Source organism: Amycolatopsis sp. cmx-8-4, assembly GCF_046548675.1.
Lineage (GTDB): Bacteria > Actinomycetota > Actinomycetes > Mycobacteriales > Pseudonocardiaceae > Amycolatopsis.
The window spans coordinates 47,154-69,273 of sequence record NZ_JAEBDZ010000039.1 but is presented as its reverse complement, the minus strand read 5'-3'; the positions used below and the strand labels follow the sequence as shown (position 1 = coordinate 69,273).

The 22,120-nt window shown below is 71.7% G+C and carries 23 protein-coding genes; 14 read left to right on the top strand and 9 right to left on the bottom strand.

The window, feature by feature from the left end:
• The first annotated feature begins 134 nt into the window (after window positions 1-134).
• Entirely contained in the window at window positions 135-749 is a 615-nt protein-coding gene (locus tag ACLJQZ_RS43460; RefSeq protein WP_410627032.1) for a helix-turn-helix transcriptional regulator, read from the top strand.
• A 20-nt stretch (window positions 750-769) separates the two neighbouring features.
• On the opposite strand, the gene ACLJQZ_RS43455 is transcribed toward ACLJQZ_RS43460, so the two are convergent.
• The 4 genes from ACLJQZ_RS43455 to ACLJQZ_RS43440 form a co-directional block, all read right to left on the bottom strand.
• Entirely contained in the window at window positions 770-997 is a 228-nt protein-coding gene (locus ACLJQZ_RS43455) for a hypothetical protein (protein WP_410627030.1), read from the bottom strand.
• A 303-nt stretch (window positions 998-1,300) separates the two neighbouring features.
• Entirely contained in the window at window positions 1,301-2,533 is a 1,233-nt protein-coding gene (locus ACLJQZ_RS43450; protein WP_410627029.1) for a low temperature requirement protein A, read from the bottom strand.
• 56 nt (window positions 2,534-2,589) lie between these two features.
• Entirely contained in the window at window positions 2,590-3,165 is a 576-nt protein-coding gene (locus ACLJQZ_RS43445) for a TetR/AcrR family transcriptional regulator (protein ID WP_410627027.1), read from the bottom strand.
• Window positions 3,158-3,994 (bottom strand): alpha/beta fold hydrolase, encoded by an 837-nt coding sequence (locus ACLJQZ_RS43440; RefSeq protein WP_410627025.1) that lies wholly within the window; start codon window positions 3,992-3,994, stop codon window positions 3,158-3,160. The genes ACLJQZ_RS43445 and ACLJQZ_RS43440 overlap by 8 nt, the downstream gene beginning before the upstream one ends.
• 206 nt (window positions 3,995-4,200) lie before the next feature.
• On the opposite strand from ACLJQZ_RS43440, the gene ACLJQZ_RS43435 reads away from it, so the two are divergent.
• Entirely contained in the window at window positions 4,201-4,656 is a 456-nt protein-coding gene (locus ACLJQZ_RS43435) for a hypothetical protein (RefSeq protein WP_410627023.1), read from the top strand.
• Between the two features lie 49 nt (window positions 4,657-4,705).
• On the opposite strand, the gene ACLJQZ_RS43430 is transcribed toward ACLJQZ_RS43435, so the two are convergent.
• Complete coding sequence (locus ACLJQZ_RS43430) at window positions 4,706-5,494, bottom strand: SDR family NAD(P)-dependent oxidoreductase (protein ID WP_410627021.1); 789 nt, start codon at window positions 5,492-5,494, stop codon at window positions 4,706-4,708.
• A gap of 137 nt (window positions 5,495-5,631) precedes the next feature.
• Here ACLJQZ_RS43430 and ACLJQZ_RS43425 point away from each other — a divergent pair, with 137 nt between their 5' ends.
• Window positions 5,632-6,243 (top strand): TetR/AcrR family transcriptional regulator, encoded by a 612-nt coding sequence (locus ACLJQZ_RS43425; RefSeq protein WP_410627019.1) that lies wholly within the window; start codon window positions 5,632-5,634, stop codon window positions 6,241-6,243.
• Window positions 6,244-6,367: 124 nt separating this feature from the next.
• Here ACLJQZ_RS43425 and ACLJQZ_RS43420 read toward each other — a convergent pair whose 3' ends face one another.
• A complete protein-coding gene (locus ACLJQZ_RS43420) occupies window positions 6,368-7,417 on the bottom strand; it encodes a DUF5914 domain-containing protein (RefSeq protein WP_410627017.1) in 1,050 nt (349 codons plus the stop codon).
• Window positions 7,418-7,572: 155 nt separating this feature from the next.
• Between ACLJQZ_RS43420 and ACLJQZ_RS43415 the strand changes: the two genes are divergently transcribed.
• The 9 genes from ACLJQZ_RS43415 (at window position 7,573) to ACLJQZ_RS43375 (ending at window position 15,870) form a co-directional block, all read left to right on the top strand.
• Complete coding sequence (locus tag ACLJQZ_RS43415) at window positions 7,573-8,658, top strand: polyprenyl synthetase family protein (RefSeq protein WP_410627015.1); 1,086 nt, start codon at window positions 7,573-7,575, stop codon at window positions 8,656-8,658.
• On the top strand, window positions 8,655-10,169 hold the full coding sequence (crtI, locus tag ACLJQZ_RS43410; protein WP_410627013.1) for a phytoene desaturase family protein: 1,515 nt from the start codon (window positions 8,655-8,657) through the stop codon (window positions 10,167-10,169). Before ACLJQZ_RS43415 ends, crtI begins: the two co-directional genes overlap by 4 nt.
• Window positions 10,166-11,113, top strand: coding sequence for a phytoene/squalene synthase family protein (locus ACLJQZ_RS43405; protein ID WP_410627012.1), 948 nt, complete (start codon window positions 10,166-10,168; stop codon window positions 11,111-11,113). Before crtI ends, ACLJQZ_RS43405 begins: the two co-directional genes overlap by 4 nt.
• Before the next feature lies 1 nt (window position 11,114).
• The gene (locus ACLJQZ_RS43400; protein WP_410627010.1) at window positions 11,115-11,462 is read left to right on the top strand and encodes a lycopene cyclase domain-containing protein; all 348 of its coding nucleotides are present in this window, start codon (window positions 11,115-11,117) and stop codon (window positions 11,460-11,462) included.
• Window positions 11,462-11,779, top strand: a complete 318-nt coding sequence (locus ACLJQZ_RS43395; protein WP_410627008.1) for a lycopene cyclase domain-containing protein — start codon at window positions 11,462-11,464, stop codon at window positions 11,777-11,779. The genes ACLJQZ_RS43400 and ACLJQZ_RS43395 overlap by 1 nt, the downstream gene beginning before the upstream one ends.
• The gene (locus tag ACLJQZ_RS43390; protein WP_410627007.1) at window positions 11,776-12,495 is read left to right on the top strand and encodes a class I SAM-dependent methyltransferase; all 720 of its coding nucleotides are present in this window, start codon (window positions 11,776-11,778) and stop codon (window positions 12,493-12,495) included. The genes ACLJQZ_RS43395 and ACLJQZ_RS43390 overlap by 4 nt, the downstream gene beginning before the upstream one ends.
• Complete coding sequence (locus tag ACLJQZ_RS43385) at window positions 12,492-14,021, top strand: FAD-dependent oxidoreductase (RefSeq protein ID WP_410627005.1); 1,530 nt, start codon at window positions 12,492-12,494, stop codon at window positions 14,019-14,021. Before ACLJQZ_RS43390 ends, ACLJQZ_RS43385 begins: the two co-directional genes overlap by 4 nt.
• Complete coding sequence (locus ACLJQZ_RS43380; RefSeq protein ID WP_410627003.1) at window positions 14,018-14,449, top strand: hypothetical protein; 432 nt, start codon at window positions 14,018-14,020, stop codon at window positions 14,447-14,449. The genes ACLJQZ_RS43385 and ACLJQZ_RS43380 overlap by 4 nt, the downstream gene beginning before the upstream one ends.
• A 272-nt stretch (window positions 14,450-14,721) precedes the next feature.
• A complete protein-coding gene (locus ACLJQZ_RS43375; protein ID WP_410627001.1) occupies window positions 14,722-15,870 on the top strand; it encodes a PP2C family protein-serine/threonine phosphatase in 1,149 nt (382 codons plus the stop codon).
• Window positions 15,871-15,873: 3 nt separating this feature from the next.
• On the opposite strand, the gene ACLJQZ_RS43370 is transcribed toward ACLJQZ_RS43375, so the two are convergent.
• Window positions 15,874-16,272 (bottom strand): ankyrin repeat domain-containing protein, encoded by a 399-nt coding sequence (locus ACLJQZ_RS43370; RefSeq protein WP_410626999.1) that lies wholly within the window; start codon window positions 16,270-16,272, stop codon window positions 15,874-15,876.
• A 12-nt stretch (window positions 16,273-16,284) separates the two neighbouring features.
• Window positions 16,285-18,540 (bottom strand): catalase, encoded by a 2,256-nt coding sequence (locus ACLJQZ_RS43365; RefSeq protein WP_410626997.1) that lies wholly within the window; start codon window positions 18,538-18,540, stop codon window positions 16,285-16,287.
• Between the two features lie 317 nt (window positions 18,541-18,857).
• On the opposite strand from ACLJQZ_RS43365, the gene ACLJQZ_RS43360 reads away from it, so the two are divergent.
• Both ACLJQZ_RS43360 and ACLJQZ_RS43355 read left to right on the top strand, forming a co-directional pair.
• Window positions 18,858-20,000: an AI-2E family transporter gene (locus tag ACLJQZ_RS43360; protein ID WP_326950190.1), complete on the top strand. Its 1,143-nt coding sequence runs from the start codon at window positions 18,858-18,860 to the stop codon at window positions 19,998-20,000.
• Window positions 20,001-20,018: 18 nt separating this feature from the next.
• Window positions 20,019-21,047: a putative zinc-binding metallopeptidase gene (locus tag ACLJQZ_RS43355; RefSeq protein ID WP_410626995.1), complete on the top strand. Its 1,029-nt coding sequence runs from the start codon at window positions 20,019-20,021 to the stop codon at window positions 21,045-21,047.
• A 97-nt stretch (window positions 21,048-21,144) separates the two neighbouring features.
• Here ACLJQZ_RS43355 and ACLJQZ_RS43350 read toward each other — a convergent pair whose 3' ends face one another.
• Window positions 21,145-22,083 (bottom strand): alpha/beta fold hydrolase, encoded by a 939-nt coding sequence (locus ACLJQZ_RS43350; protein ID WP_410626994.1) that lies wholly within the window; start codon window positions 22,081-22,083, stop codon window positions 21,145-21,147.
• Window positions 22,084-22,120: the final 37 nt, after the last annotated feature.

Genomic DNA, 22,120 nt, shown 5'->3' with positions numbered 1-22,120 from the left:
GGCTCTGGCGGCGCCTCCGCACAATCCCACCTCACCCGCACGGGTGGCTGCACAGGCGAGTGCTGTGACGTAGGGTGCCTTCACCATGATCGAATAACCACATCTCCAGCAGACTCCGAGCGCGGTGAGCCCTTATGCAGCAAGCCATTCTCATCGGCCCGGACACCATCAACCGCGCGGCGGTCGCCGCACTGCTCGCCCGTGCCTACGGCTTCGACCCGCATCGGGTGTTCGACTTCGAGCAGATCCATCTTGCTCGCGCCGCACTCACCGACCAGGACACTCTTGTCTTCGTCCTCTACCCCGCGGAAGCCGACCACCACCGCTGCCGGCAGGAGTCCAGCGCTTCCGGAGTGACCGAACACAACAATCTGATCTTCCTCGTGACGTCCTTGTCCGGTCACGACGCCCAGAAGATCCTCTCCCACAAACCGCGGGGCGTCGTCTTCCTGCACGAAGGCGTCGCTCACCTGCACGACGTCATCTTCACCGTCGAAGGTGGGCGCCGAGCCGTCAGCAACAGCCTGACCCTGTCCGCCTGGGCGGCCAGAGAGTGTCCGCTGACCCCTCGGGAACGCGAGGTGCTGACCGCCGCCGCTGCCGGAAGCCCGCCCAAGGAGGTCGCCACCGCACTCGGGCTGGCGACCGGGACCGTCCGCAACCACCTGGCGGCGATCCAGAGCAAGCTGCGCACCCGTTCTCTCGTGGACAGCATCCGCGTGGCGCAGGGTTCGGGCTGGATCACCTGACGCGCTCACGACCGAAGACGTCATCCGATCACGGGCGACCGGCCCGGGTTCGGCCGGCCGGCCGCCGCCGCATGGGGGGACAACGCCGTCGACGGCGCCGGCAGCGGGCCGGAGAGGCCACGATCTTCGGAGCCGGGGTCGACCGGGGGCAGCCGGTTGACCCGGCCCACCACCACCGCCGACACCAACGCGGCCAACGTCACGACCACCAGTAAAACCACCAAGGACCAGCGGTATTCGGTCGTCATCAAGTCTCACCCCCGGGACACGTGAAGTCTACGCCGTTCGCACTCACCACCAAGCCTGTCGACCAAACCGGTTCGAGCGACTCAGGCTCACACGAACAATCGCCGTGCTCAACGCCTTAATGACGATATCGGCGCCGGCGGCGACCACGGCGCCCTGGACGCCACACTGTCCACTCGGGACAGTGTGGCGATCGGCGACGTGTACGTGCCCGGATCGCGCCGGTACTGCGACGGGCCGGCTCGATCCGGACCGTCCGGCCGTCGGTGCCGACGAGGGTGCGGCCGCGGCCGAAGCTCTCCCCGTCAGACACCGCCCCCGACCGGTGCCAGGCGCCGTTCGAACCAGAGATGGGCGACTACCACCAAGGCCAGGCAGATCACCACCGTCCGGCCGCCGGCACCGCCGGCGAGCAGGCCGAGCAGGAGCGGGACCACGATACCCGTGATGATCCGCGAGATCGTCCTCTGCCGATCGGAGCTGTGGCTGGCCACACCGGTGATCACGCCGAGGGCGAAGTAGGTCGCGACAGCGCCGCACAGCAACCAGCGTCCCTGCTCGGGCAACGGATCGGCCCCGTGCTCCATCACCGATGAGAGCGACACCGCCACCGTGGCGACGACGCCGGTGACCAAGCAGTGCAGGCCGAGCGCCGCGCGGGCGGGGATACGGCCGGCCCGCAGGTGTGGCAAGCCGGCGTACCCGAAGACGACCGACAAGCCGAACATCCCGGCCAGCAACACGAACGACGCGAGTCCGGTGGCCAGTGCGCCGACGTCGTAGTGTGCGTCGGCCGCGGCGCCGACGACCTGCACCACCGATTCACCGAGCACGATGATCATGAAGAGCCCGAGCCGTTCGGAGAAGTGCACCGGATCGACCGACACCCCGTGAATCACCGGTGGATCCCCCGCGAGGCGGCCGCTGTGCCGGGCCCGTCGCCGGGTACCGGCTCGCGCGGTGAATGCCGACTGGGCCTGCTTGAGCAGCTTGTCGCCGGACACGGCCAGGATCAGCAGCAGATCGAGACCGATCCCCACCGCCCAGAGCACGAGCGTCCACCGCCCGTCGACCCAGATCGACGCGATCCACGGCAGAAGCCCCGCCGAGTACTGCACCACCGGGAAGTCCAGCAGTACTTCTCCCCTGCGCCACGACCGGGACCCGTAAACGCGTGTGGCGACGTAGGCGATCGCGAAGACGGTCGGCGGGTGGCTGTCGCCGTCGTGGCCGAGGACCGAATGCGCCACGCCCGGCACGGACGCGACCATCACCCCGAGGCCGAACATCCCGATCATCAGCCGTACCACGCGGGTCTTCCCGGCCGCGACGTTGCCGTACAACATGAAAGTCGTCCACGACAGCCAGAAGGCCAGGAACAGCAGCGTGTAGAGACCCAGTGCCGCGGCGTCCGGTCCGGGCCCGAGCACGTGCGCCAGGGCCGCCACGCCGGCCACGACCACCAAGTCGAAGAACAGCTCGGCCCAGCTCGCGTGCCGCTCGGTCCGTGCGTCCTCGGCTTCGTCGGCGGTGTTCACAGACCTGGCAACTCCTCACGAAGGATCAGGGAATCAGGCGGTCGCCCGTGGACGGATCAGGGTGAGCCGTCCAGGGACCGCAGGCCCTGGTCGAGGAAGTCGATCATCCACGTGAAGCTGTCCTCGACACCCACGTCGATCTGGAAGCCATCGGTCGCTTCCAGCGTCGCGAACCCGTGCAGCATGGTGCGCACCATCCGCAGGACGTGGATCTCCTGACCGGAGCCGATCTCGTACCCGCGCACCATGGCCGCCCACGAGGCGAGCACCCGGTCGACCGCCGCGACGAGCGGGTCGTCGGGCCCGGTCGAGCGGGCGGCGTTGCCCGCCGCGTACCGGCCGGGGTGTTGCTTCACGTACGTCCGCATCGCCTGAGCGCCGGCGGTAAAGGCGTCACTGCCCGCCCGCCCCTGGGTCGCGTCGCGGATGGCGTCGGCGAGCTCGTTCGCGGCTTGGACCGCGATGCGGTGGACGAGGTCGGCCTGGCCGGCGACGTGCTTGTAGAGCGAGGAAGTCCTGACTCCGAGCCGCTCGGCCAGCAGGCCCATGCTGAGCTGGGCGAACCCGATCTCGTCGGCCAGCGTGGCACCGGCTTCGGTGACCGTGGCCGGGGTGAGCCCGGCCCTAGGCACGGGTCAGCGTCTTGTCCAGGAAAGGCCGGGCCAGTGCGACGACCTGATCGGGCGTCTGGACGTGCAGGTAGTGCCCGGCACCGTCGATGACCACCAGTTCACCGAGACCTCGCGGCAGGTCGGCCACGATCTTCTCGCCCTCGGCGCGCGGGTCGGCCCAGTCGGGGTCGGCGCTACCCTCGATGATCAGGACCGGGCACGTGACGTTGGGCAGCTGCGCACCGGCGTCGGCCGGGCTGGTCTTGCACATGGCCTGCAGCACCTTCATCCGGCCCGGCTCGCGCAGCTTCGCCGCGATACGGGCCGACTCGCCGTCCCAGTCGGCGGGCTTGACCGGCAGCGCCACGTCGAGGTACTTCAGCCAGTTCTCGACTCTGCCTCGCATGATGACCTGGGCCATCTGGGTGTAGCCGGCCCGGAAGCGCTTGACCCGCACCAGGCCGCCGAGGTCGAAGGGCTGTGCGCGGGTGAACGGCGCCAGTTCGATGACGCCGGCGACCAGGTCGGGAGCGGTGGCGGCCGCGATGGTGCCGGCGCCGCCGCTGATCGACTGGCCGATGATCACGGCCGGACCGCCGAGATGACGCACGAGGGCGACCAGGTCGCCGGCGATGTCGGTCCGGCTGTACCCGTCCCAGCCGAGGCTGGAGTCCCCACAACCACGGACGTCGACGTTGGCGACCCGGTAACCCTGCGCGGCCAAGGCGGGGGCGAGGAAACGGTAGGAGTGGCGGCTGTCGCCGATGCCGTGCGCCAGAACGACGAGAGGCCCCTGCCCGGTCACGTCGTAGGCGAGGGTGTTGCCGGCGATGTCCAGGTACTCGGTCATGACGTTCTCCGTGACGTTGGCTAATGTTGTTCGCCGTCAAGCTAATGTAATTAGCCAACCGGAGTCAAGGTCCCCCCTGTCCGTGCCACTGCTCGATCCACCGCTCACCAAACTAACTTGCGTGTTACTCAACAAGTATGTGTACTATCGGTCCGGCCGGACCAGGCTGATCGGTGTTCCCCACCCGCCCGTCGTCAGGAGGAGTCGTGCAGTCCGAGTCACGCAACACGGACCTCTTCGCCCGCCACCGGCCTGACCGGCCGATCCGAGCGATCTCCGACAGCGCGGGCCCGCCCGCGCCGCATCTGCGGTCGTGGGCCACGCCGGAGGAAGCCGGCCGTCCCGTCCCGCCCCCGCCGAAGGCCGCGCTGGGCGCGGACCTCTCAGCCGTCCAGCAGGCGTTCGCGGCTGCCTGGAACACCCCCGAGGGCGGTTACTGGAACCATTTCGCCGAGGGCGACCGGGTACTGGTGTTCGGCGAACCGGACCCGGCGAACGGCAGCCGCCGGGTCCGGCGTGGAACCGTGCTCGCCCCGCCCTCAGCCGAGATCATCGAGATAGGTTTCGGCGACGAGGGGGACGAGGAGTTTTCGCCGGCCGATCCGGTCCACGTCAGCCACGCGGCCGGTGCCTGCCGGTGTGTGGTGGCGATCGGGTCATGACAGCACAGTCGGGCAAGAAGGCGGGACCACTCACGGGCGCCGGCGAGACTTACGGCGTCTTGAGGATGCCCCCGTCGACGCTCCAGTTGGAACCGACCGCGCTGGGCATCACCGGCGACGCCAGCAACAGCACCGCGCGGGCGATCTCGGCGGGCTCGATCAGCTTGCCGGTCACCATCCCCGACTGCTCGGGCATGGCCGCGAGCACCGTCTCCTGGTCGAGGCCCATGCTCGCCGACAGCCGCCCCACGTAGCCGTCCGGACTCGTCAGGATCGCGGTCCGCGTGGCGCCGGGGGTGACGACGTTGACCCGGACGCCCGTTTCTCCCAGCTTCTCCGCCAGCCCGCGGGAAAACGCGCTCAGCGCGGCCTTGGCCGCGGCGTAGGACAGCGGCACCCCGCGCGGGTCGCGCGCGGAGCTCGAGCCGATGTTCACGATCGCGCCCCGCGCCCGCGACAGCGCCGGCAGCGCCGCCCGGGTCATCTCCACGGCGGCGCCGAGGTTCAGCGCGAGGACGTCACCCCACGCCGCACGGGAACCGCCGATGGGGTCGAGCAGATCGGCGTCGGCCGCCTCGCCACCGCCGGCGTTGTTGACGAGCACGTCGAGGCGCGGGTCGGCCGCGAGCACGGTGTCGAGCACCCGCCGCGGCGCGCCGGCATCGACGAGGTCGGCGGACACGAACGTCGCGCCGGTGGCTTCGAGCTCGGGAGTGCTCTTCCGCGACACGGCGACGACTTCGGCGCCTTCGGCGACGAACGCCTCGACCGTCGCCAGTCCGATGCCCCGGCTCGCCCCCGTCACGAGGACGCGCTTGCCCGCAAGATCCAGATCCATGATGGTGTTCCCTTCGCGTCTGATTTGACTCCACAAATGCTACATGTGAGTCTCATTTAGTCCAGAAGTCGAGACGTCCACGCTTCGGATGTAGGCTGATCCGGGACGACAAGTCGAGCGGGGAGGAGGCGGTTCGGATGAGCGCCGACGCCGAGCCGCGGCGCTTGCGGGCGGACGCGGAGCGCAGCACGGCGCGGATCCTGGCGGCCGCCGAGGAGGTGCTCGCCGTCGACGCGACCGCCACGCTGGAGCGGATCGCTGACGCCGCGGGGCTCGCGCGCGCCACCGTCCACCGCCGGTTCTCGTCACGCAGGGCGTTGCTGGAGGCGCTGACCGGCGTGCTCAACGAGCGTTACCTGCGCGGCCTCGACCAGGCGCGAGTGGCGACGGCCCCGCCCGTCGCGGCGCTGTACCGGCTGACCGAGCTGCTCTTCGAGCTCAAGGTCGGCAGCCGGGCGATCATGGAACTCACCGCGGACCCGGCGACCAAGATGACACCCATGAGCCCCGAGGTCACGGCCGGGCTCGAGCTGCTGTTCAGGCGGTTGCGCGAAGCCGGCGAAATCACCGCCACCGACACGGCGTGGTGCCGCGCCCTCTACCTGGCCGTCGTCCACGAAGCAGCACGGCTGCCGAGGGATTCACCGGCGCTGGGCGCCGCGGCGGGCGAGGTGGGCGCGCGGGCCGACCTGACCTACCGGACCGTGCTGGCCGCACTGGGCGGCGACCGGCCGCACGCCGAGCCTTAGGGGAGCACCCGCCGCGATCTTCGCGTCAGGTAGCCGTTCCGAAGTGATCCGTCGCCCGGACAAGCACCAGTGCGGCGATCTCGACGAGGCGCGGAACGACACCGAAGCCCGTGCCGCGCGTCGGTCAGCTCGATCGTCCGCCTGCGGTGCGCAGGGCGTACCGGCGCTCGGCGTAGGCGAGGTCGTCACGCCACAGCCGTTTCGCGGTGTGGCGCATGAGCGGGCGGATCGCCGGGGCCAGTTTCGTGGCCACGGTGAAACCGGGACGCTCGGACGCGGCGATCGTCGCCTCGATCACCGCCGTCCGCGGACGGCCGTCGAGCCCGGGGCCGAGCGGTGTCGCGTGGGTCTCGACGACGCTCCCGGCGCCTTCGCCCGCCAAGATGCGCATCACGACCGTCCGCGGCTCGGGGCAGGTGAACTCCGCGAGCACCGGGACTCCCCAGTGCCCGGCGAGGCGGAAGGTGACTTCGACCAGGAACCGGTCCTCGTCATCGGGGACGTCGGTGCCCTGGGGCGCCTCGAGCACGCGCAGACGGGTGAACGAGTAGGGGTGGAACCACGCGCCGTGCCAGGGGTCGAGCCGGTTGGCCACGACGTCCTCGGGCTCGCAGATCCCGGTGACGGTGGCGACGGCGTCGATGCGGGCGGCGCCGGCCGGACGGACGGGAACCACCGGCCGGTCGGACGGCTGTTCGCGCCCGGCCGAGTCGAGCCGGGCCCACACGAGCACACCGTCGTCGTGCGCCGGGACGGGTGCCCAGTCGCCGCGGCGATCGCCGTCGAGCCGGAGACCGTGCCACCGGCAGACCAGCCCACCCCGGTCGACGCGGGCCTCGGCCAGCGGCGCGCCCAGGTGCGGGCAGGCGCCGGGCCCGATGCGGACGCTGCCGTCCTCCTTGCGCCAAGCGACGAGTTCGCGCCCGGCGATCGTCACGCCGAAGGGCCGGTCGGTCCGCACCGATCGGCTCGCCCCCACGACGAACCAATTGCCGGACGGCCGCGCGGACGCGCGCTTGCCCGCCGCCTCGATCACCGCGGGCGGGCAGTCGCGGTAGGTCGGTTCCTGTCGCGCCCAAGGTGGTTCACGGAAGGGTTGGACTGGCCATCGGCTCGGCCACCGCCGGATGATTCGCTGGGTGACGCTCACCAGGTCATCGTGACCGACGCGCATCGATCCCGCAAACGCGCCGGCGATTCGCGTGCATCGCCACGAGTCGCGGGTTTATCCGCTCCCTGTCAGGGTAAAGCCAGCGAGAACCCCTGTGGACGGTGGCAGTGCCGACATCGATCACGCATCTGCTGCGCCCGGCGGAAGAAGGAACCCGGATGACCGTGATCCCCCACACCGCCACCGCGCCCGCGGCATGGCTGGACGCTCTGCGCCACCGCTGCGCGGCCGACGTCCACCGCTTCGTCACCGAAAGGGTCGGGGAACACTTCACCGGCTGGGCGGCCGAGACGCCGGCGGCCACCGCGTTGCCGGAGTTCGTGGCGGGCGGCAAGTTCCTCCGGCCTCTGTTCGCCTACGCCGGCTGGCGCTGCGGAGAAGCCGAGAACGAAGCCGCACTGCGCGCCGTGGCGAGCCTCGAACTACTGCACTGCTTCGCGTTGGCTCAAGACGACGTCATGGACAGCTCGGCGCGGCGGCGCGGCCGGCCCGCGCTGCACGTCTCCTTCGCCCGGTGGCACGAAACCGCCGGCCTGGGAGGTTCCGCCGCGCGGTTCGGCGAATCGGCGGCGATCCTGGCCGGTGACCTGTTCCTCGTCTGGTCCGAACAGATGCTGCGGGAGAGCGGCTTGGGTGCCGACGTGCTGGCCCGCGGCTGGCCGGTGCACGATCACCTGCGGTCCGAGCTGGCCGTGGGCCAGCTCGGCGACCTGATCAACGACGCCCGCGCCCTGCCGTCGTGGTCCGACGTGCTCGACGTGATCCGCCGCAAGTCCGGCAACTACACCGTCCGCCGCCCGCTCGAGTTCGGCGCCGCCCTGGCCGGCTGCGACACCCACGTCATCGACGTGCTCGGCACCTACGGTGAACTGATCGGCGAGGCCTTCCAGTTCCGCGACGACCTGCTGGGCGTGTTCGGCGACCCGGCCGTCACCGGCAAGCCCGCGGGCGACGACCTGCGCGAGCGCAAGGCGTCCAGCGTCGTCGTGCTCGCCGCGGAACTGGCCGGCGACCGGCAGCGCCGGCAGCTGGACGACCTGCTCGCCGCCGACGCCGTCGACGCGGCCGCCGTCGCACGCTGGCAGCACCTGATCACCGCCACCGGCGCGCGTGATCAGCTGGAGAAGCTCATCGACGACCGGGTCCACCGCGCGCTCGAAGCGATCGACCCGGCCGGCCTGCCGGACCGGCCGGCCGCGGCGCTGACCGCGCTGGCGGTCCGCTGCACCGAGCGGGTCCGATGAGGACGGTGACCGGCCGCACCGACCGGATCGTGGTCGTCGGCGCCGGGCTGGCCGGACTGTCCGCGGCCCTGCACCTCGCCGGGCGGGGACGCTCGGTCGTCGTGGTCGAACGCGATCCCGGCCCGGGCGGGCGCGCCGGGCGCGTGGTCCGCGACGGCTACCACCTCGACACGGGGCCGACGGTGCTGACCATGCCGTCGATCCTCGCCGACACCTTCGCGGCGGTGGGCGCCGACCTGACCGCACACGTGCGGCTGACCCGGCTCGACCCGGCCTACACCGCGCGGTTCGCCGACGGTTCGGTCCTGCCCGTGCACTCCGACGCGGACCGGATGACCGAGGCCGTCCGGGCCTTCGCCGGGCCGGCGGAGGCGGCGGGGTACCTCAGGTTGCGGAGCTGGCTGACCCGGTTGTACCGCACGGAGTTCGACCGGTTCGTCGCCGGCAACATCGATTCGCCACTCGGCCTGCTCTCCCCCGACCTCGCGCGGCTGGTGGCCCTGGGCGGGTTCCGGCGGCTGGACTCCCGGATCGGCTCCTTCCTGCGCGACGAACGTCTCAAGCGGGTCTTCACCTTCCAGGCGCTGTACGCGGGAGAGTCGCCGATGCGGGCGCTCGCGCTGTACGCGGTCATCTCCTACATGGACACCGTGGGTGGCGTGTACTTCCCCGAAGGCGGCATGGCCGCCGTGCCCCGGGCGATGGCGAACGCCGCCGCCGACGCCGGGGTGGAGTTCCGGTTCGGCGTGTCCGTGACGTCGCTGGAGCGCCGGGGGGCCCGGATCACCGGCGTCCGCACCGGCGACGGAGACCGGATCGGCTGCGACGCGCTCGTCCTGACCACCGAACCCCATCGGAGCTACGAGCTGCTCGGCCGTGTGCCGCGCCGGCCGGTTCCGCTGCGTGCCGCGCCGTCGGCCCTGGTGCTGCACGCCGGTGGCCCCGGCGACTGGCCGGTCGGGCACCACACGATCTCCTTCGGTCACGGCTGGACGTCGACGTTCCGCGAGCTGATCACGGACGGGCGCACGATGAGCGACCCGTCACTGCTGATCACCCGCCCGAGCGCCACCGACCCCGCACTCGCCCCGGCCGGGCGGCAGCTGTTCTCGATCCTGGCGCCGGTACCGAACCTCCGGCGGCTGCCGCGGGACTGGGACAGCGACGCCGGCCCGTACGCCGGGGAGATCCTCGACCACGTCCGCGCCCGCCTGCTGCCCGGTTTCGCACCCGAAATGTCGTACACCCTGAGCCCGGCCGACTGGGGGCGTCGCGACATGGTGGCCGGCACGCCGTTCAGCTACGCGCACTCGTTCGTCCAAACCGGACCGTTCCGCCCGCGGAACCTGCCCCCGGGAACGGAAAACGTCGTGCTCGCCGGCGGCGGCACCGTGCCAGGGGTCGGTGTTCCCACGGTGCTGATCTCCGGCAGGCTGGCCGCCGACCGGATCACCGGGACTCCGCGAGCCACCACCGGCACCGTCGATCTCGCCTCGAAGGCGGCCCGATGACCCGCCGCGAACTCGACGCCGCCGGCATCACCGAGCCGGACCTCCGCCTCGCCTACGCGCGCTGCCGCGAGATCAACGCCCGGCACGGCCGGACCTACTTCCTCGCCACCCGCATGCTGTCCCCCGCCCAGCGACCGGCCGTCCACGCGCTCTACGGGTTCGCCCGCCGCGTCGACGACCTGGTCGACGAACCACCGCCCGGTGCCACCCCGGACAGTCTCACGGCCACGCTGCACGACGTCGAACGGAAGTTCCTCGCCGAACTCGCCGCCGGGCACAGCGAGGACACGCTGCACACCGCCGTGATCGACACCGCGACCCGCTACGACATCGCGGACTCGTACTTCCGCGCCTTCTTCGCCTCCATGCGGATGGACCTCACCGTCACCGGCTACCCGACCCGGGCCGCCCTCGACGAGTACGTGCACGGTTCGGCCGAGGTCATCGGCCTGCAGATGCTGCCCGTCCTCGGCACCGTCGTCGCCGCGGCGGAAGCGGCGCCGCACGCCGCCGCGCTCGGCAAGGCGTTCCAGCTGACGAACTTCCTGCGCGACGTCGCCGAGGACCTCGACCGGGGCCGGGTCTACCTCCCGGCGGACGAGCTCGCCGCGGCCGGCGTCGACCGCGACCGCCTCGCCTGGTGCGCCGCCACCCGGCGGATCGATCCCCCGGTCCGGCGGGCGCTCGCCGACCAGGTCGCGCGAACCCGCCGGATCTACGCCGCTGCCCGGCCCGGCATCGGCATGCTGCACCCGGCGTCCAGGCCCTGCGTGTGGACCGCGTTCACGCTCTACGGCGGCATCCTCGACCGCATCGAGGCCGCCGGGTACAACGTCTTCGCCGGCCGCGCCCGGGTGCCGCGGCACCAGCGCTTGTTCGCCGCCTGCGACGCTCTCGTGCGAGCCCGGTGGGCGCGGCACCGGCACCCGGTGGCGGTGGGCTGAGGTGGGCAAGGTGGAGTACCTGCTCGTCCTCGGCGCCTGCGTCGTCGCGACACTGCCGCTGGAACTGGCCGGAGCCCGGGTCTACCGGAGGCCGCGGCGGCTGGCGCGGGCGGTGCTGCCGGTCGCCGCGGTGTTCCTGGTCTGGGACGCGATCGCGATCGCCACGGGCGTGTGGGACTTCGACCCGGCCTTCGTCACCGGTCTCCGGGCCCCGCTGGGCATTCCGCTGGAAGAGGTGCTGTTCTTCGTCGTCGTCCCGGTCTGCGGGCTGCTGACCTACGAAGCGGTGCAGCTGACCGGAAGCCTGCTCGGCCGGCTCCTGCGCAACCGGCAACGGGCGTCTCGCTGATGCCGTGGGGCTACACGGTTCCCGCGGTCGCCGCCGTGCTCGCGGTGGTCGTGCTCGAGCTGCTGGTGCTGCGCACCGGGCTGCTCCGGCGGCCCGCCTACTGGGTCACGATGGCCATCGTGACCGCCTTCCAGGTCCCGGTCGACGGCTGGCTCACCAAGCTGTCCGCACCGATCGTCCGGTACGCCCCCGGTGAAATCACCGGCTGGCGGTTCCCCTGGGACATCCCCGTCGAAGACTTCCTCTTCGGCTACGCCATGGTCACCGCGGTCCTGCTGCTGTGGGAACGCGGGAAGTCGCGAAAGGACAGTGCATGAACCCCCTGCCGGGCAACGGTCTTCCCCGTGCCGAGGTGCCCGCCGCGTTCGACGCCGGGGCCGCGGCCTACGACCGGCTCGTCGGCGCCAACCCCGGCTACCACCGCCACCTGCGCATCTCCGCGCGGCGACTCGGGCTGCCCGGCCGCGGAGCCGGGTCGCGCGTGCTCGACGCGGGCTGCGGCACCGGCGCGTCGACCGCGGCGCTGCTCGCCGCCGCGCCGCACGCCCGCGTCACCGCCATCGACGCGTCCGCCGCGATGCTCGCCCAGGCCCGCGCGAAGACGTGGCCGGAAACGGTCGAGTTCCACCACACCCCCGTCGAGGAACTGGCGGGGGTCCACGGCCCGTTCGACGCCGTCTTCGCGGCGTACCTCCTGCGCAACCTCGCCGATCCCGACGCGCAGCTGAAGACCTTGCACGGCCTGCTGCGCCCGGGCGGCCGCATCGCGGTGCACGAGTACTCGGTGCGGGACTCCCGGCGCGCCCGCTGGGTCTGGAACGCGGTGTGCGGCGCGATCGTGATCCCCGCGGGCCGGCTCGCGACCGGCGACGCCACGCTGTACCGGCACCTGCGCCGCAGCGTGCTGGCCTTCGACGGCGTGGGTGAGCTCTGCGCCCGCCTCGCCGACGCCGGGTTCACCGACGTCCGCACCGGCACGATGACGGGCTGGCAGCGCGGGATCGTCCACACGGTACTGGGAACCCGCGCGTGATCCCGGGCCGCGACCGCCGGCTGGAGACGTATCCGGCCCACGGCGGGCTCCCCGACGCCGGTCTCCTCGGCCGGCGCCCCCGGGCCGCTGTCGTCGGCGGTGGCATCGCCGGGCTCACCGCGGCGACCGGGCTCGCCGAGCGCGGCGTCGAGGTCACCGTGTTCGAACGCGAGCAGCACCTCGGCGGCCGGGTCGGCGGCTGGGACGAGCGCCTGCCGGACGGCACCGCGGTGACCATGAGCCGCGGGTTCCACGCCTTCTTCCGCCAGTACTACAACCTGCGCGCGTTGCTCGCCCGCACCGACCCCGGCCTCGATCGGCTCACCGAGGTGCCGGACTACCCGCTCGTCGATCCGCACGGCCGCACCGACACCTTCGCCGGCCTGCCGCTGACACCGCCGTTCAACGCGCTCGCGTTCGCTCTGCGCAGTCCCACCTTCACCGCGCGAGACCTGGTGCGGCTCAACGGACCGCGCGCGCTTCCCCTCGCCACCGTCAGCGTGCCGCGGATCTACGAGCAGCTCGACCACGTCGACGCCGCGACGTTCCTCACGGCCATCAACTTCCCCGCCGCCGCCCGGCACCTGGCCTTCGAAGTGTTCTCCCGCAGCTTCTTCGCCGACCCCAGTGAGCTTTCGGCCGCCGAGCTCGCGACGATGTTCCACCTCTACTTCCTCGGTTCCGCCGAAGGACTCTTGTTCGACGTCCCTGCCGAGCCGTTCCCCCAGGCTCTGTGGGAGCCCTTGGCCGGCTACCTCACCGGCCTGCGCGCCGACATCCGCACCGGCGTCGCGGTGAGCGGCATCCGGCGGGAGGCCGCCGGGTTCCGCATCGGCGACGAGGGCTACGACGCCGTGGTGCTGGCCTGTGACGTGCCGGGGCTTCAGCGTGTCCTCGCCGGCTCCCCGGACCTGGGGACCCCGGTGTGGCGCACCACCGTCGAAGACCTGCGCACGGCACCACCGTTCCTCGTGCGGCGGCTCTGGCTCGATCGGCCGGTCCGGGCCGATCGCCCGGCTTTCCTCGGCACGGGCGGCCTTCCGCCGCTGGACAACATCAGCGTCCTCGAGCGGTACGAAGGTGAAGCGCGCCGGTGGGCCCGGCGCCACCGCGGCTCCGTCGTCGAACTGCACGCCTACGCGGCCGGTGCCGATACCGGCCGCGTCACGCGGGAGATGGACGAGCGCCTGCACCGGATCTACCCCGAGACCGCCGACGCCGGCCTGATCGGTGAAGTCACCCTCGTCCGGCAGGACTGCCCGCTGTTCCCCGTCGGCGGCTTCGCGCGCCGGCCCACCGTCGAAACACCCGAGCCCGGTCTGGTCCTCGCGGGCGACGCGATCCGCGTCGACCTGCCCGTGGCGCTCATGGAACGGGCGGCCACCACCGGCTGGCGCGCCGCGAACACCCTGCTGCGGGGCTGGGGCCTGATGGGGCACCCGCTGCGGTCGGTACCGAACCGCGGGCGGATCCGTTTGCTCGAACGGCTGGTTTCCGGCCACGGCTTCCGGGGAAACTCCCGATGATGGCCGACAACTCCGTACCCGATGAAGCCACCCTCGACGCCGTGGGCAAGGTGACCGAGGCCCTCGAGACGATCGAACGCGCGCGGGGGCACCTCTACGCGTTCCACCAGCAGACGGGCTGGGCCGACCTCCTCTTCGGCGACGCGGTGGAGCGGCTCGGGAAGGCCGGGCACACGGCGTGGGCGGAGCGGATCCGCGAGGAGCTGATCGGGCTGAACGTGCTCCCCGATCGGTGGACGTTCCAGGTCGTCGAGGACTACGACGACGGCTACTACCGGACGTGCCGCGACCTGGAACGGTCATTGCTGGCCGAGTTCACCGGAGGGCGCCGTCACCTGCAGGAACAGCAGATGAAGGACGCCCGCCGCACCCGCGGCCGGCCCGGCCACGAAGCCGGCCCGCCGAGCACTCCCCCACCGGAGGTGTGAACGGGCCCGTCGGCGCCGGGCCCGTCTTCTGCGGCGTCGTCAGCAGCAGTTGCCCGGCCCGGTGCTCCTCCCCCGGCCATGGTCCTGCGGTGGACCCCGATGGCCTGGAGCGCGCCCGGACCGTACTGCCGGTTCGGCAGGGGGATGCCAAAGTGGAGGGTGTGACTGTGTCTCGCACGAAACCAGCTCCGGACGGGACACCTGCCGTACCCGACCTGGAACAGGCCGGAATCGTCGTGTCACTGCGCCATCGTGTCCGCACCGCGTGCGAAGTGGCCGGAATCCCCGTCGAAGTCCGGGCCCGGCTGGTCTTGGCGGTCACTCTCCTCGCCGAACCCGTCGTCGACACCGGCGGAACGGTCGGCCTCGAAACCGTTGTGGCCGATGGCGTGCTCACCATCGGCGTCCGGCTCCCGGAGCCGCTGTCGCAGCGGCGTCTCGACACCCTGCCCCAGCCGGCCGCCGTGACGGACGGCGACCGCGTCACCTGGCGCCTGATCGCCGGCGATCGCCCGGTCCCGGCGCCGGCCGACGACGAACTGGCGACCCGGCAAGAGATGCTCGCGCTGACCACTCGCGCGGACACGCTCGCCCGGGAAGAGCGCGCGCTCAGGCACGAGCTGGCCGAAACCAACAGCGGCGTGCTCGCCATGTACGTCGAACTCGAACAACGCGACGAGCAGCTCCGCCACGCCCACGCCCGGATCTTCCAAGAGCTGGAAGATGCCCTGCGACCCCCGCCACCGGCCGTTCCGGGGCTGGAACTGGGCGTCTGCTACTCGCCGACCGAGCCGGACTCCCCCACCGGCGGCGACCTCTACGACTGGTTCGTCCTGCCCGACGGCCGCCTGCACGTGACGCTGGTCGACGCCGTCGGCCACGGCGTCGCCTCGACCCGCGACGCCCTCACCGTCACCCACGCCATCCGCACCCTCGCCCTGGAAGGCCACCCCTATCGGGACCTGATCGCCCACGCCTCCCACACCCTCGCCGCGATCGCCCCCGCCCTCATGGCGACCGTGCTGCTGGCCCGGATCGACCCCGTCACCGGCGACACCCAGCTCGCCAACGGCGGCCACCCCGAACCCGTCCTGGCCGACGCCGCAGGCGACACGCGGTTCCTCCGCCCACCGGTCGTCGGCCGCGGCGTCGGCTTCCCGAACCCCGGCAGCCCGTGCCTCGTCGATCTGGACCTGGCGCCGGGGGCCACGTTGCTGCTCTACACCGACGGCCTCGTCGAGTCCCGCAAAGACATCGACGAGGGCCAGGCCCGGCTGCTGGAGATCGCCCGCACGCACGCCGATCGTCCGGCGACGGTCTTGCCGCGCGAGATCGTCACCCGGATGCACGACGTCGTCGTGTACGCGGACGACACCGTGCTCCTGGCCATCCACCGACCCGCGGCCGACCTGCAGCGTTGACCGCTACCCGGGGTGCGGGACGAGCAGGGCCAGCATCTCCGGCAGGTCGAAGAAGCGGGCGATGTCGAGCGCGGACCGCGGGCCGAGGGCGGGATCGGCGCCTGCGGCCAGCAAGCAGGTGACGCTGCGCTCGGAGCGGCGGAACACCGCCGCTCCGAGCGCGGTCTGGCCCCGGTCGTTGACCCGTGCCGTGTCGGCACCCGCGTCGAGCAGCGCGCGCACCGTGTCCGGGTGGTCGTGGTACGCGGCCAGCACGAGCAGGGAGTCGCCGGCCTCGTTGGTGAGGTTCACCGGTATCCCGGCCTCGATCGCCGCCGCCAGCCGTCCGGTGTCGCCGGTGCGGGCGAGGTCGAACAGCGAGCGGAGGTAGTCGAGTTCCTCATCGGTGAGTGCTTCGGTCACGACCGGCCTTTCTCAGGAGATCGACACGGGGAACCGCTCCCACACGCGGTGGGCCCCGAGCAGTTTCGTCGTCTTCGCCAACACCGTCGCCGGGTCGTCGTCCAGGACGATCCCCGCTCCCGTGGCGCAGCCGGCGGCCTCGAGCGCGGCCCGCCCGCTGCCCCAGGCCCCGATCGCCTTCGCGTGGCGGAAGCACTCCTGGACGATCAGGACGACCCGGGGATCGACGGCAGCGCCGGCTTCGGGGCCCTCGGCTGACAGCGCGTCCGCACCGGGCGGCGGGCTCCCCGCGAGCAGCAGGGCGTCGAATTCGACCGAACGCGCGGTGAGGAGGGTGCGCTGGGCGACCAGGCCGCTGTCGGCGTCGAGCGGTCCACCGGTCGGCGCGATCAGCAACGGCACCATGCCCGCGGCCAGGATGGTCTCGCGGACCGTGCGCACCCCGTCGAGGTCGGTGGGGTCGACCACGATCCCGATGATGCGCCCGTCGGTCGGCCACGTCCCGCCGATCTGGGACAACGCGGGGCTCGGCGTGACCTTCTTGGGCCGTCCGCCGGCGGTCGGGGCGGGAAGACCAAGGCCCAGCGCCACCTTCTGGCACAGTTCACGGTCCACTTCGGCCAGTACGAGCAGCTCGCGTTCCTTGATCGCCTGCTCGTAGCACTTGCCGAGCTCGAAGGTGAACGCCAGCACGACGTGCTGCTTCTCGATCGGCGTCAGGCTCAGCCAGAACAGCCTCGCCTGCGTGTAGTGGTCGGCGAACGACACCGGCGACTGCCGGACCTTCGCCGCCTTCGGCAGCGGCTGGGCGACCTCGACGAACGGCTTGGCCTCGACACCGGCCTCGAACGGGTTACCGCCGTCGAGGGAGTTCGGCTTGTACGGGGCGACCCCGCCGTGGATCGCCTGCTGGTGGAAGCCGTCGCGCGTCATGTCGTTGACCGGCACGTGCGGGCGGTTGACGGGGATCTGGTTGAAGTTCGGGCCCGCCAGCCTCGTCAGCTGGGTGTCCAGGTAGGAGAACAGCCGCGCGTGCAGCAGCGGGTCGTCGGTGACGTCGATGCCGGGCACCAGGTTCCCGACGTGGAACGCGGCCTGCTCGGTCTCGGCGAAGTAGTTCGTCGTGTTGCGGTTGAGCGTCAGCATCCCCACCGGCTGCACCGGGGCGAGCTCCTCCGGCACCAGCTTCGTCGGGTCCAGCAGGTCGATGCCCTCGAACGTCTGCCTCGGGGTGTCCGGGAAGATCTGCACGCCCAGCTCCCACTGCGGGAACGCGCCGGACTCGATGGCGTCGGCGAGGTCGCGGCGGTGGAAGTCCGGGTCGACGCCGTTGAGCAGCTGTGCCTCCTCCCAGACCAGGGAGTGCACGCCCAGCTTCGGCTTCCAGTGGAACTTCGCGAGCGCGGACTCCCCGTCGGCGTTGACGAGCCGGAAGGTGTGGACCCCGAAGCCCTCCATCGTCCGGTAGGACCGCGGGATCGCGCGGTCGGACATCTGCCACAGCACGTGGTGGGTGGCCTCGGTGTGGGTCGAGACGAAGTCCCAGAACGAGTCGTGCGCGCTCTGCGCCTGCGGGATCTCCCGGTCCGGGTGCGGTTTGGCCGCGTGGATGATGTCGGGGAACTTGATGCCGTCCTGGATGAAGAAGACCGGGATGTTGTTGCCGACCAGGTCGAAGTTGCCTTCCTGGGTGTAGAACTTCGTCGCGAACCCGCGGGTGTCGCGCACGGCGTCGGCCGAGCCGCGCGAGCCGACGACCGTGGAGAACCGCACGAACACCGGCGTCTCGACCCCGTCGCCCAGGAAACCGGCCTGGCAGACGTGCGAGGCCGTGCCGTAGCCGACGAACACCCCGTGCGCGCCGTAACCGCGCGCGTGCACGACCCGTTCGGGGATGCGCTCGTGGTCGAAGTGCATGACCTTCTCGCGCAGGTGGTGATCCTGCAGCAGCGTCGGGCCGCGCTCGCCCGCCTTCAGGGAGTGGTCGGTGTCGGCCAGCCGGGCACCGGCCGTCGTGGTGAGGTACTCGCCCTGCTGTCCCATCGACGTTTTCGGGGCGCCGGTCGGCGCGCCCGTCGGGGTCACGGTCTCCGGCGCGTCCTGGTCCGGCTTGGGCGGCAGCGGCTCACGCGGGTCGATCGGTTCGTCGAGGGACGGCGTTCCGCTGCCGGGTGTACCGGGGATCGGGGGGTTCGTCAGCTCGGTGACCTTCTCGACCGCCTTCTCGAGTGCGGTCTTGACGAGCTTGCCGGGGGTCTTGCGGGCCACTTGCGTCCTCCTCGTGGTGGAAAGCTGAGGGATCAGGTACCCGCGGATCCGCCGGATAACCGGCGATGACCCGATCAAGTGCCGAATGACCCGCCCCGAGCCGGCCAAGTCCACAAGGGACCGTCCGATGTCCCCGTGCCACGGTTATCTCGTCGCAGGTGGGGTAATCACCCGGCCCGCCGTTCCCCGCGCGGCTCCGCGTCGGGTCGTCCGAGACTACCCGTCCCCGCCGCGGCGAACCCTCTCGCCGATGACCGAGTAACGACCGCCGCAGTGGGTAACCAGGCGAACTCCAGTGAGCGCAGGGAGTCCGACGCATGCCCGAACCCGAAGACCGCCTTCCCGACGAGGCCCCGCACGACGGGGGTTCCTTCGCCGACGCGGAAGCCGCCGCGGCCGAGCTCAGCACCACGGCTCAGCCGCTGGGAGCGACCGGGGAACCGCTCAACCGGCGCTCCCCGTTCCTGATCGGCATGGCCGGCGCCGCCGGTGTCGCCGTGATCTACGCGCTCGTGCAGATCATCGCCGGGCTCCAGGACGTCCTCGTCCTCATCGGGCTCGCCCTGTTCCTCGCCATCGGCCTCGAACCCGCCGTCGCCTGGCTGACCCGGCACCGCTTCCCCCGCTGGCTCGCCGTCACCACCGTCTTCGTCGTCGGCCTGCTCGCCATCGGCGGGTTCCTCACCGCCGCGATCCCCGTCCTGGTCGAGCAAGCCACCCAGTTCGTCACCAAGGCGCCCGGCTACCTCCACGACGCCCAGAACCACAACACCGCCCTCGGCCAGCTCAACGAACGCTTCCACCTGCAGCAGCAGCTGGAGAGCCTGGTCAGCGGCCCGGGCATCGGCAGCGGGCTGCTCGGCGCCGGCCAAGCCGTGTTCAGCGCGCTGACCAACGTGCTGCTGCTGGTCGTGCTGACCGTCTACTTCCTGGTCGACCTCCCCCGCATCCGCGCCGGCGGCTACCGGCTGATCCCGCACTCCCGGCGGCCGCGGGCCATCCTGATCGGCGACGAGATCTTCACCAAGGTCGGCGGCTACGTACTCGGCAACCTGGCCATCTCGGTCATCGCCGGGGTGCTGACGCTGGTCTGGCTGCTGATCTTCGGCGTCCCCTACGCCGCCCTGCTGGCGATCGCCGTCGCGATCCTCGACCTCATCCCGGTCGTCGGGTCGGTCGTCGGCGGTGTGCTCGTCAGCCTGGTCGCGCTCACCGTGTCCCTGCCCGTCTGCCTGGGCACGATCGGCTTCTTCATCGGCTACCGGCTCGTCGAGGACTACGTCCTGGTGCCGCGGATCATCGGCGGCGCCGTCAAGGTGCCCGCGCTCATCACGGTCGTCGCCGTTATCCTCGGTGGGGCGCTGCTCGGCGTCGTCGGCGCCCTCGTCGCGATCCCGGTCGCGGCCGCGCTCCTGCTCCTCGTCCGGGAAGTCCTCTACCCGCGGCTCGACCGCACCTGAACCGGAAGGACGTCCAGCTTGCGCACGTTCACCTGCCCGCACTGCGCGAACCTGCTGTTCTTCGAGAACTCGGCCTGCGTGGTGTGCGGCACCGACGTCGGCTACGACCGCGCGACCGCGTCGATGCTCCGCACGACCGGACGCGATCGCTGCGCCAACACCGAACTCGCCGGCTGCAACTGGCTCGCCGCGGACGGTCCCCTCTGCGGCTGCTGCGAGCTGACCCGGACCCGCCCCGCCGACGAAGACGTCGACGCCCTCGACGCCTTCCGCGCCGCCGAAGCCGCCAAACGACGGCTGGTCTACCAACTGGACGACCTCGGCCTGCCCGTGACGCCGCGAAGCGTCGATCCCCGGCACGGCCTGGCGTTCGACCTGCTCTCCAGCACCGGCCGGCCGGTCACCACCGGGCACGCCGGCGGCGTGATCACCATCGACCTCGCCGAAGGCGACGACGGGTTCCGCGAAGGCCTGCGCGCGCGGCTGGCCGAGCCGTACCGCACCCTCCTCGGCCATTTCCGGCACGAGATCGGTCACTGGTACTGGGATCTGCTCATCGCCGACGCGCCCGCCGCGTTCCGGAACCTGTTCGGCGACGAGCGAGCCGACTACCAGCAGGCCCTGGAGAAGCACTACGGAAGTGCTCCCGGGACCGGCTGGGCGGAAGACCACGTCAGCCACTACGCGGCCGCGCACCCCTGGGAGGACTGGGCCGAAACCTTCGCCCACCTGCTGCACATCCGCGACACCGTGCAGACCGCCGCGGCACTCGGCGTCCTCGTCGCCGGCACGCCGATCGCGCCCCACCCCGGCAGCCGGGTCGACGCCGTCCCCGAAGACCGGACCGACGACGTCGACGAGCTGATCGCGACCTGGATCCCGCTGTCGCGCGCCCTCAACCAGCTCAACCGCAGCATGGGCAAGGACGACCTCTACCCGTTCGCGCTCTCGCCGGCGGTGCAGGCGAAGCTCCGGTTCGCCGGCGCGATCGTCACCGCGAACCGGACGCCCGCGGGCGGTCAGGACCCGGCGGCCTCCACGCGCTGAGCCCGCAGCGTGCGGAACGACCGGGAGGACACGACGGCGGCGCCGGCCATGGTCGCGGGGGCGAAGACAAGCGTGGCGAAACTCCGCCGCGAACGCGTCAGCCGTGCGTCGCGCCTGCTACCGGTTTGCCGGCGAGGAAGTCCGCCAGGATCTCGGTGAACCGTGCCGGCTGCTCCTCGGCCACGTAATGGCCGCAGTCGTCGAGGACCACCTCCGTGACGTCGTCGGCCGCCGCCCGCATCGTGTCGGCGACCAGTGCGCCGCTGTACCGGGCGCCGCCGACGGCGAGCACCGGCAGTGTCAGCCGGGTCTTCTTGCGCCGCTCGTTCTGCGCGATCGTCTCGTCCAGTGCGCGGTAGTACGCGAAGCTCGCCCGCAGCCCGCGAGGATCCGCGACGATCGCGTCGACGTAGACGTCGACGGCGTAGGCGGGGATCGCGGCCGGGGTGGCGCCCTTGGTGGCGAACTGGTGGCCGAAGAACAACCGCTCCCGTCCTCGGACCAGCTCCTCGTTGAGGTCGCTGAGCCGGTTGAAGCCGAAGTGCCAGAGCCGCTGGTTGACCGCGGCCGTGCTGAAGACCGACGGGGTCGGCGTGAGGCCGGGGATGATGGCGTCGACGACGGTGAGCCGGCCCACGCGCTCGGGGTGATCGGCGGCGAGGGCGTACCCGGTCCACATGCCGATGTCGTGGCCGGCCACGTCGAACCGGTCGTGCCCGAGCGCGGCCATCAGCGCGACCAGATCGGCGGCCAGCGTGCCGGCGTCGTAACCGTCGCCGGGCTTGTCGGACAGCCCGGCCCCGCGCGAGTCGACGGCGACGACGGTGTGCTCGCGGGCGAGCGCGGGCATCACCTCCCGCCAGGCGTACCAGGTCTGCGGCCAGCCGCCGACCAGCAGCAGCGGCGGGCCGTCCCCGCCGGTGACCGCGTGCAGCCGCAGCCCGTCCAGCTCCACGAGCCGGCTGGTGAAGACGTCGGTGAATCCTTCGGGTAGCCGCAGCGAACTCAAGTGTGTCGTGTCGGCGGCCGGGCTCATCTTGGAACGATCGGTGCAACTTGTCATGCCGGCCACC

Coding starts and splice junctions, on each gene's coding strand:
- ACLJQZ_RS43460 (WP_410627032.1), top strand. CDS start 135: ATGCAGCAAGCCATTCTCATCGGCCCGGACACCATCAACCGCGCGGCG.
- ACLJQZ_RS43455 (WP_410627030.1), bottom strand. CDS start 997: ATGACGACCGAATACCGCTGGTCCTTGGTGGTTTTACTGGTGGTCGTG.
- ACLJQZ_RS43440 (WP_410627025.1), bottom strand. CDS start 3,994: ATGACCGAGTACCTGGACATCGCCGGCAACACCCTCGCCTACGACGTG.
- ACLJQZ_RS43430 (WP_410627021.1), bottom strand. CDS start 5,494: ATGGATCTGGATCTTGCGGGCAAGCGCGTCCTCGTGACGGGGGCGAGC.
- ACLJQZ_RS43425 (WP_410627019.1), top strand. CDS start 5,632: ATGAGCGCCGACGCCGAGCCGCGGCGCTTGCGGGCGGACGCGGAGCGC.
- ACLJQZ_RS43420 (WP_410627017.1), bottom strand. CDS start 7,417: ATGCGCGTCGGTCACGATGACCTGGTGAGCGTCACCCAGCGAATCATC.
- ACLJQZ_RS43415 (WP_410627015.1), top strand. CDS start 7,573: ATGACCGTGATCCCCCACACCGCCACCGCGCCCGCGGCATGGCTGGAC.
- crtI (WP_410627013.1), top strand. CDS start 8,655: ATGAGGACGGTGACCGGCCGCACCGACCGGATCGTGGTCGTCGGCGCC.
- ACLJQZ_RS43405 (WP_410627012.1), top strand. CDS start 10,166: ATGACCCGCCGCGAACTCGACGCCGCCGGCATCACCGAGCCGGACCTC.
- ACLJQZ_RS43395 (WP_410627008.1), top strand. CDS start 11,462: ATGCCGTGGGGCTACACGGTTCCCGCGGTCGCCGCCGTGCTCGCGGTG.
- ACLJQZ_RS43390 (WP_410627007.1), top strand. CDS start 11,776: ATGAACCCCCTGCCGGGCAACGGTCTTCCCCGTGCCGAGGTGCCCGCC.
- ACLJQZ_RS43380 (WP_410627003.1), top strand. CDS start 14,018: ATGATGGCCGACAACTCCGTACCCGATGAAGCCACCCTCGACGCCGTG.
- ACLJQZ_RS43360 (WP_326950190.1), top strand. CDS start 18,858: ATGCCCGAACCCGAAGACCGCCTTCCCGACGAGGCCCCGCACGACGGG.
- ACLJQZ_RS43350 (WP_410626994.1), bottom strand. CDS start 22,083: ATGAGCCCGGCCGCCGACACGACACACTTGAGTTCGCTGCGGCTACCC.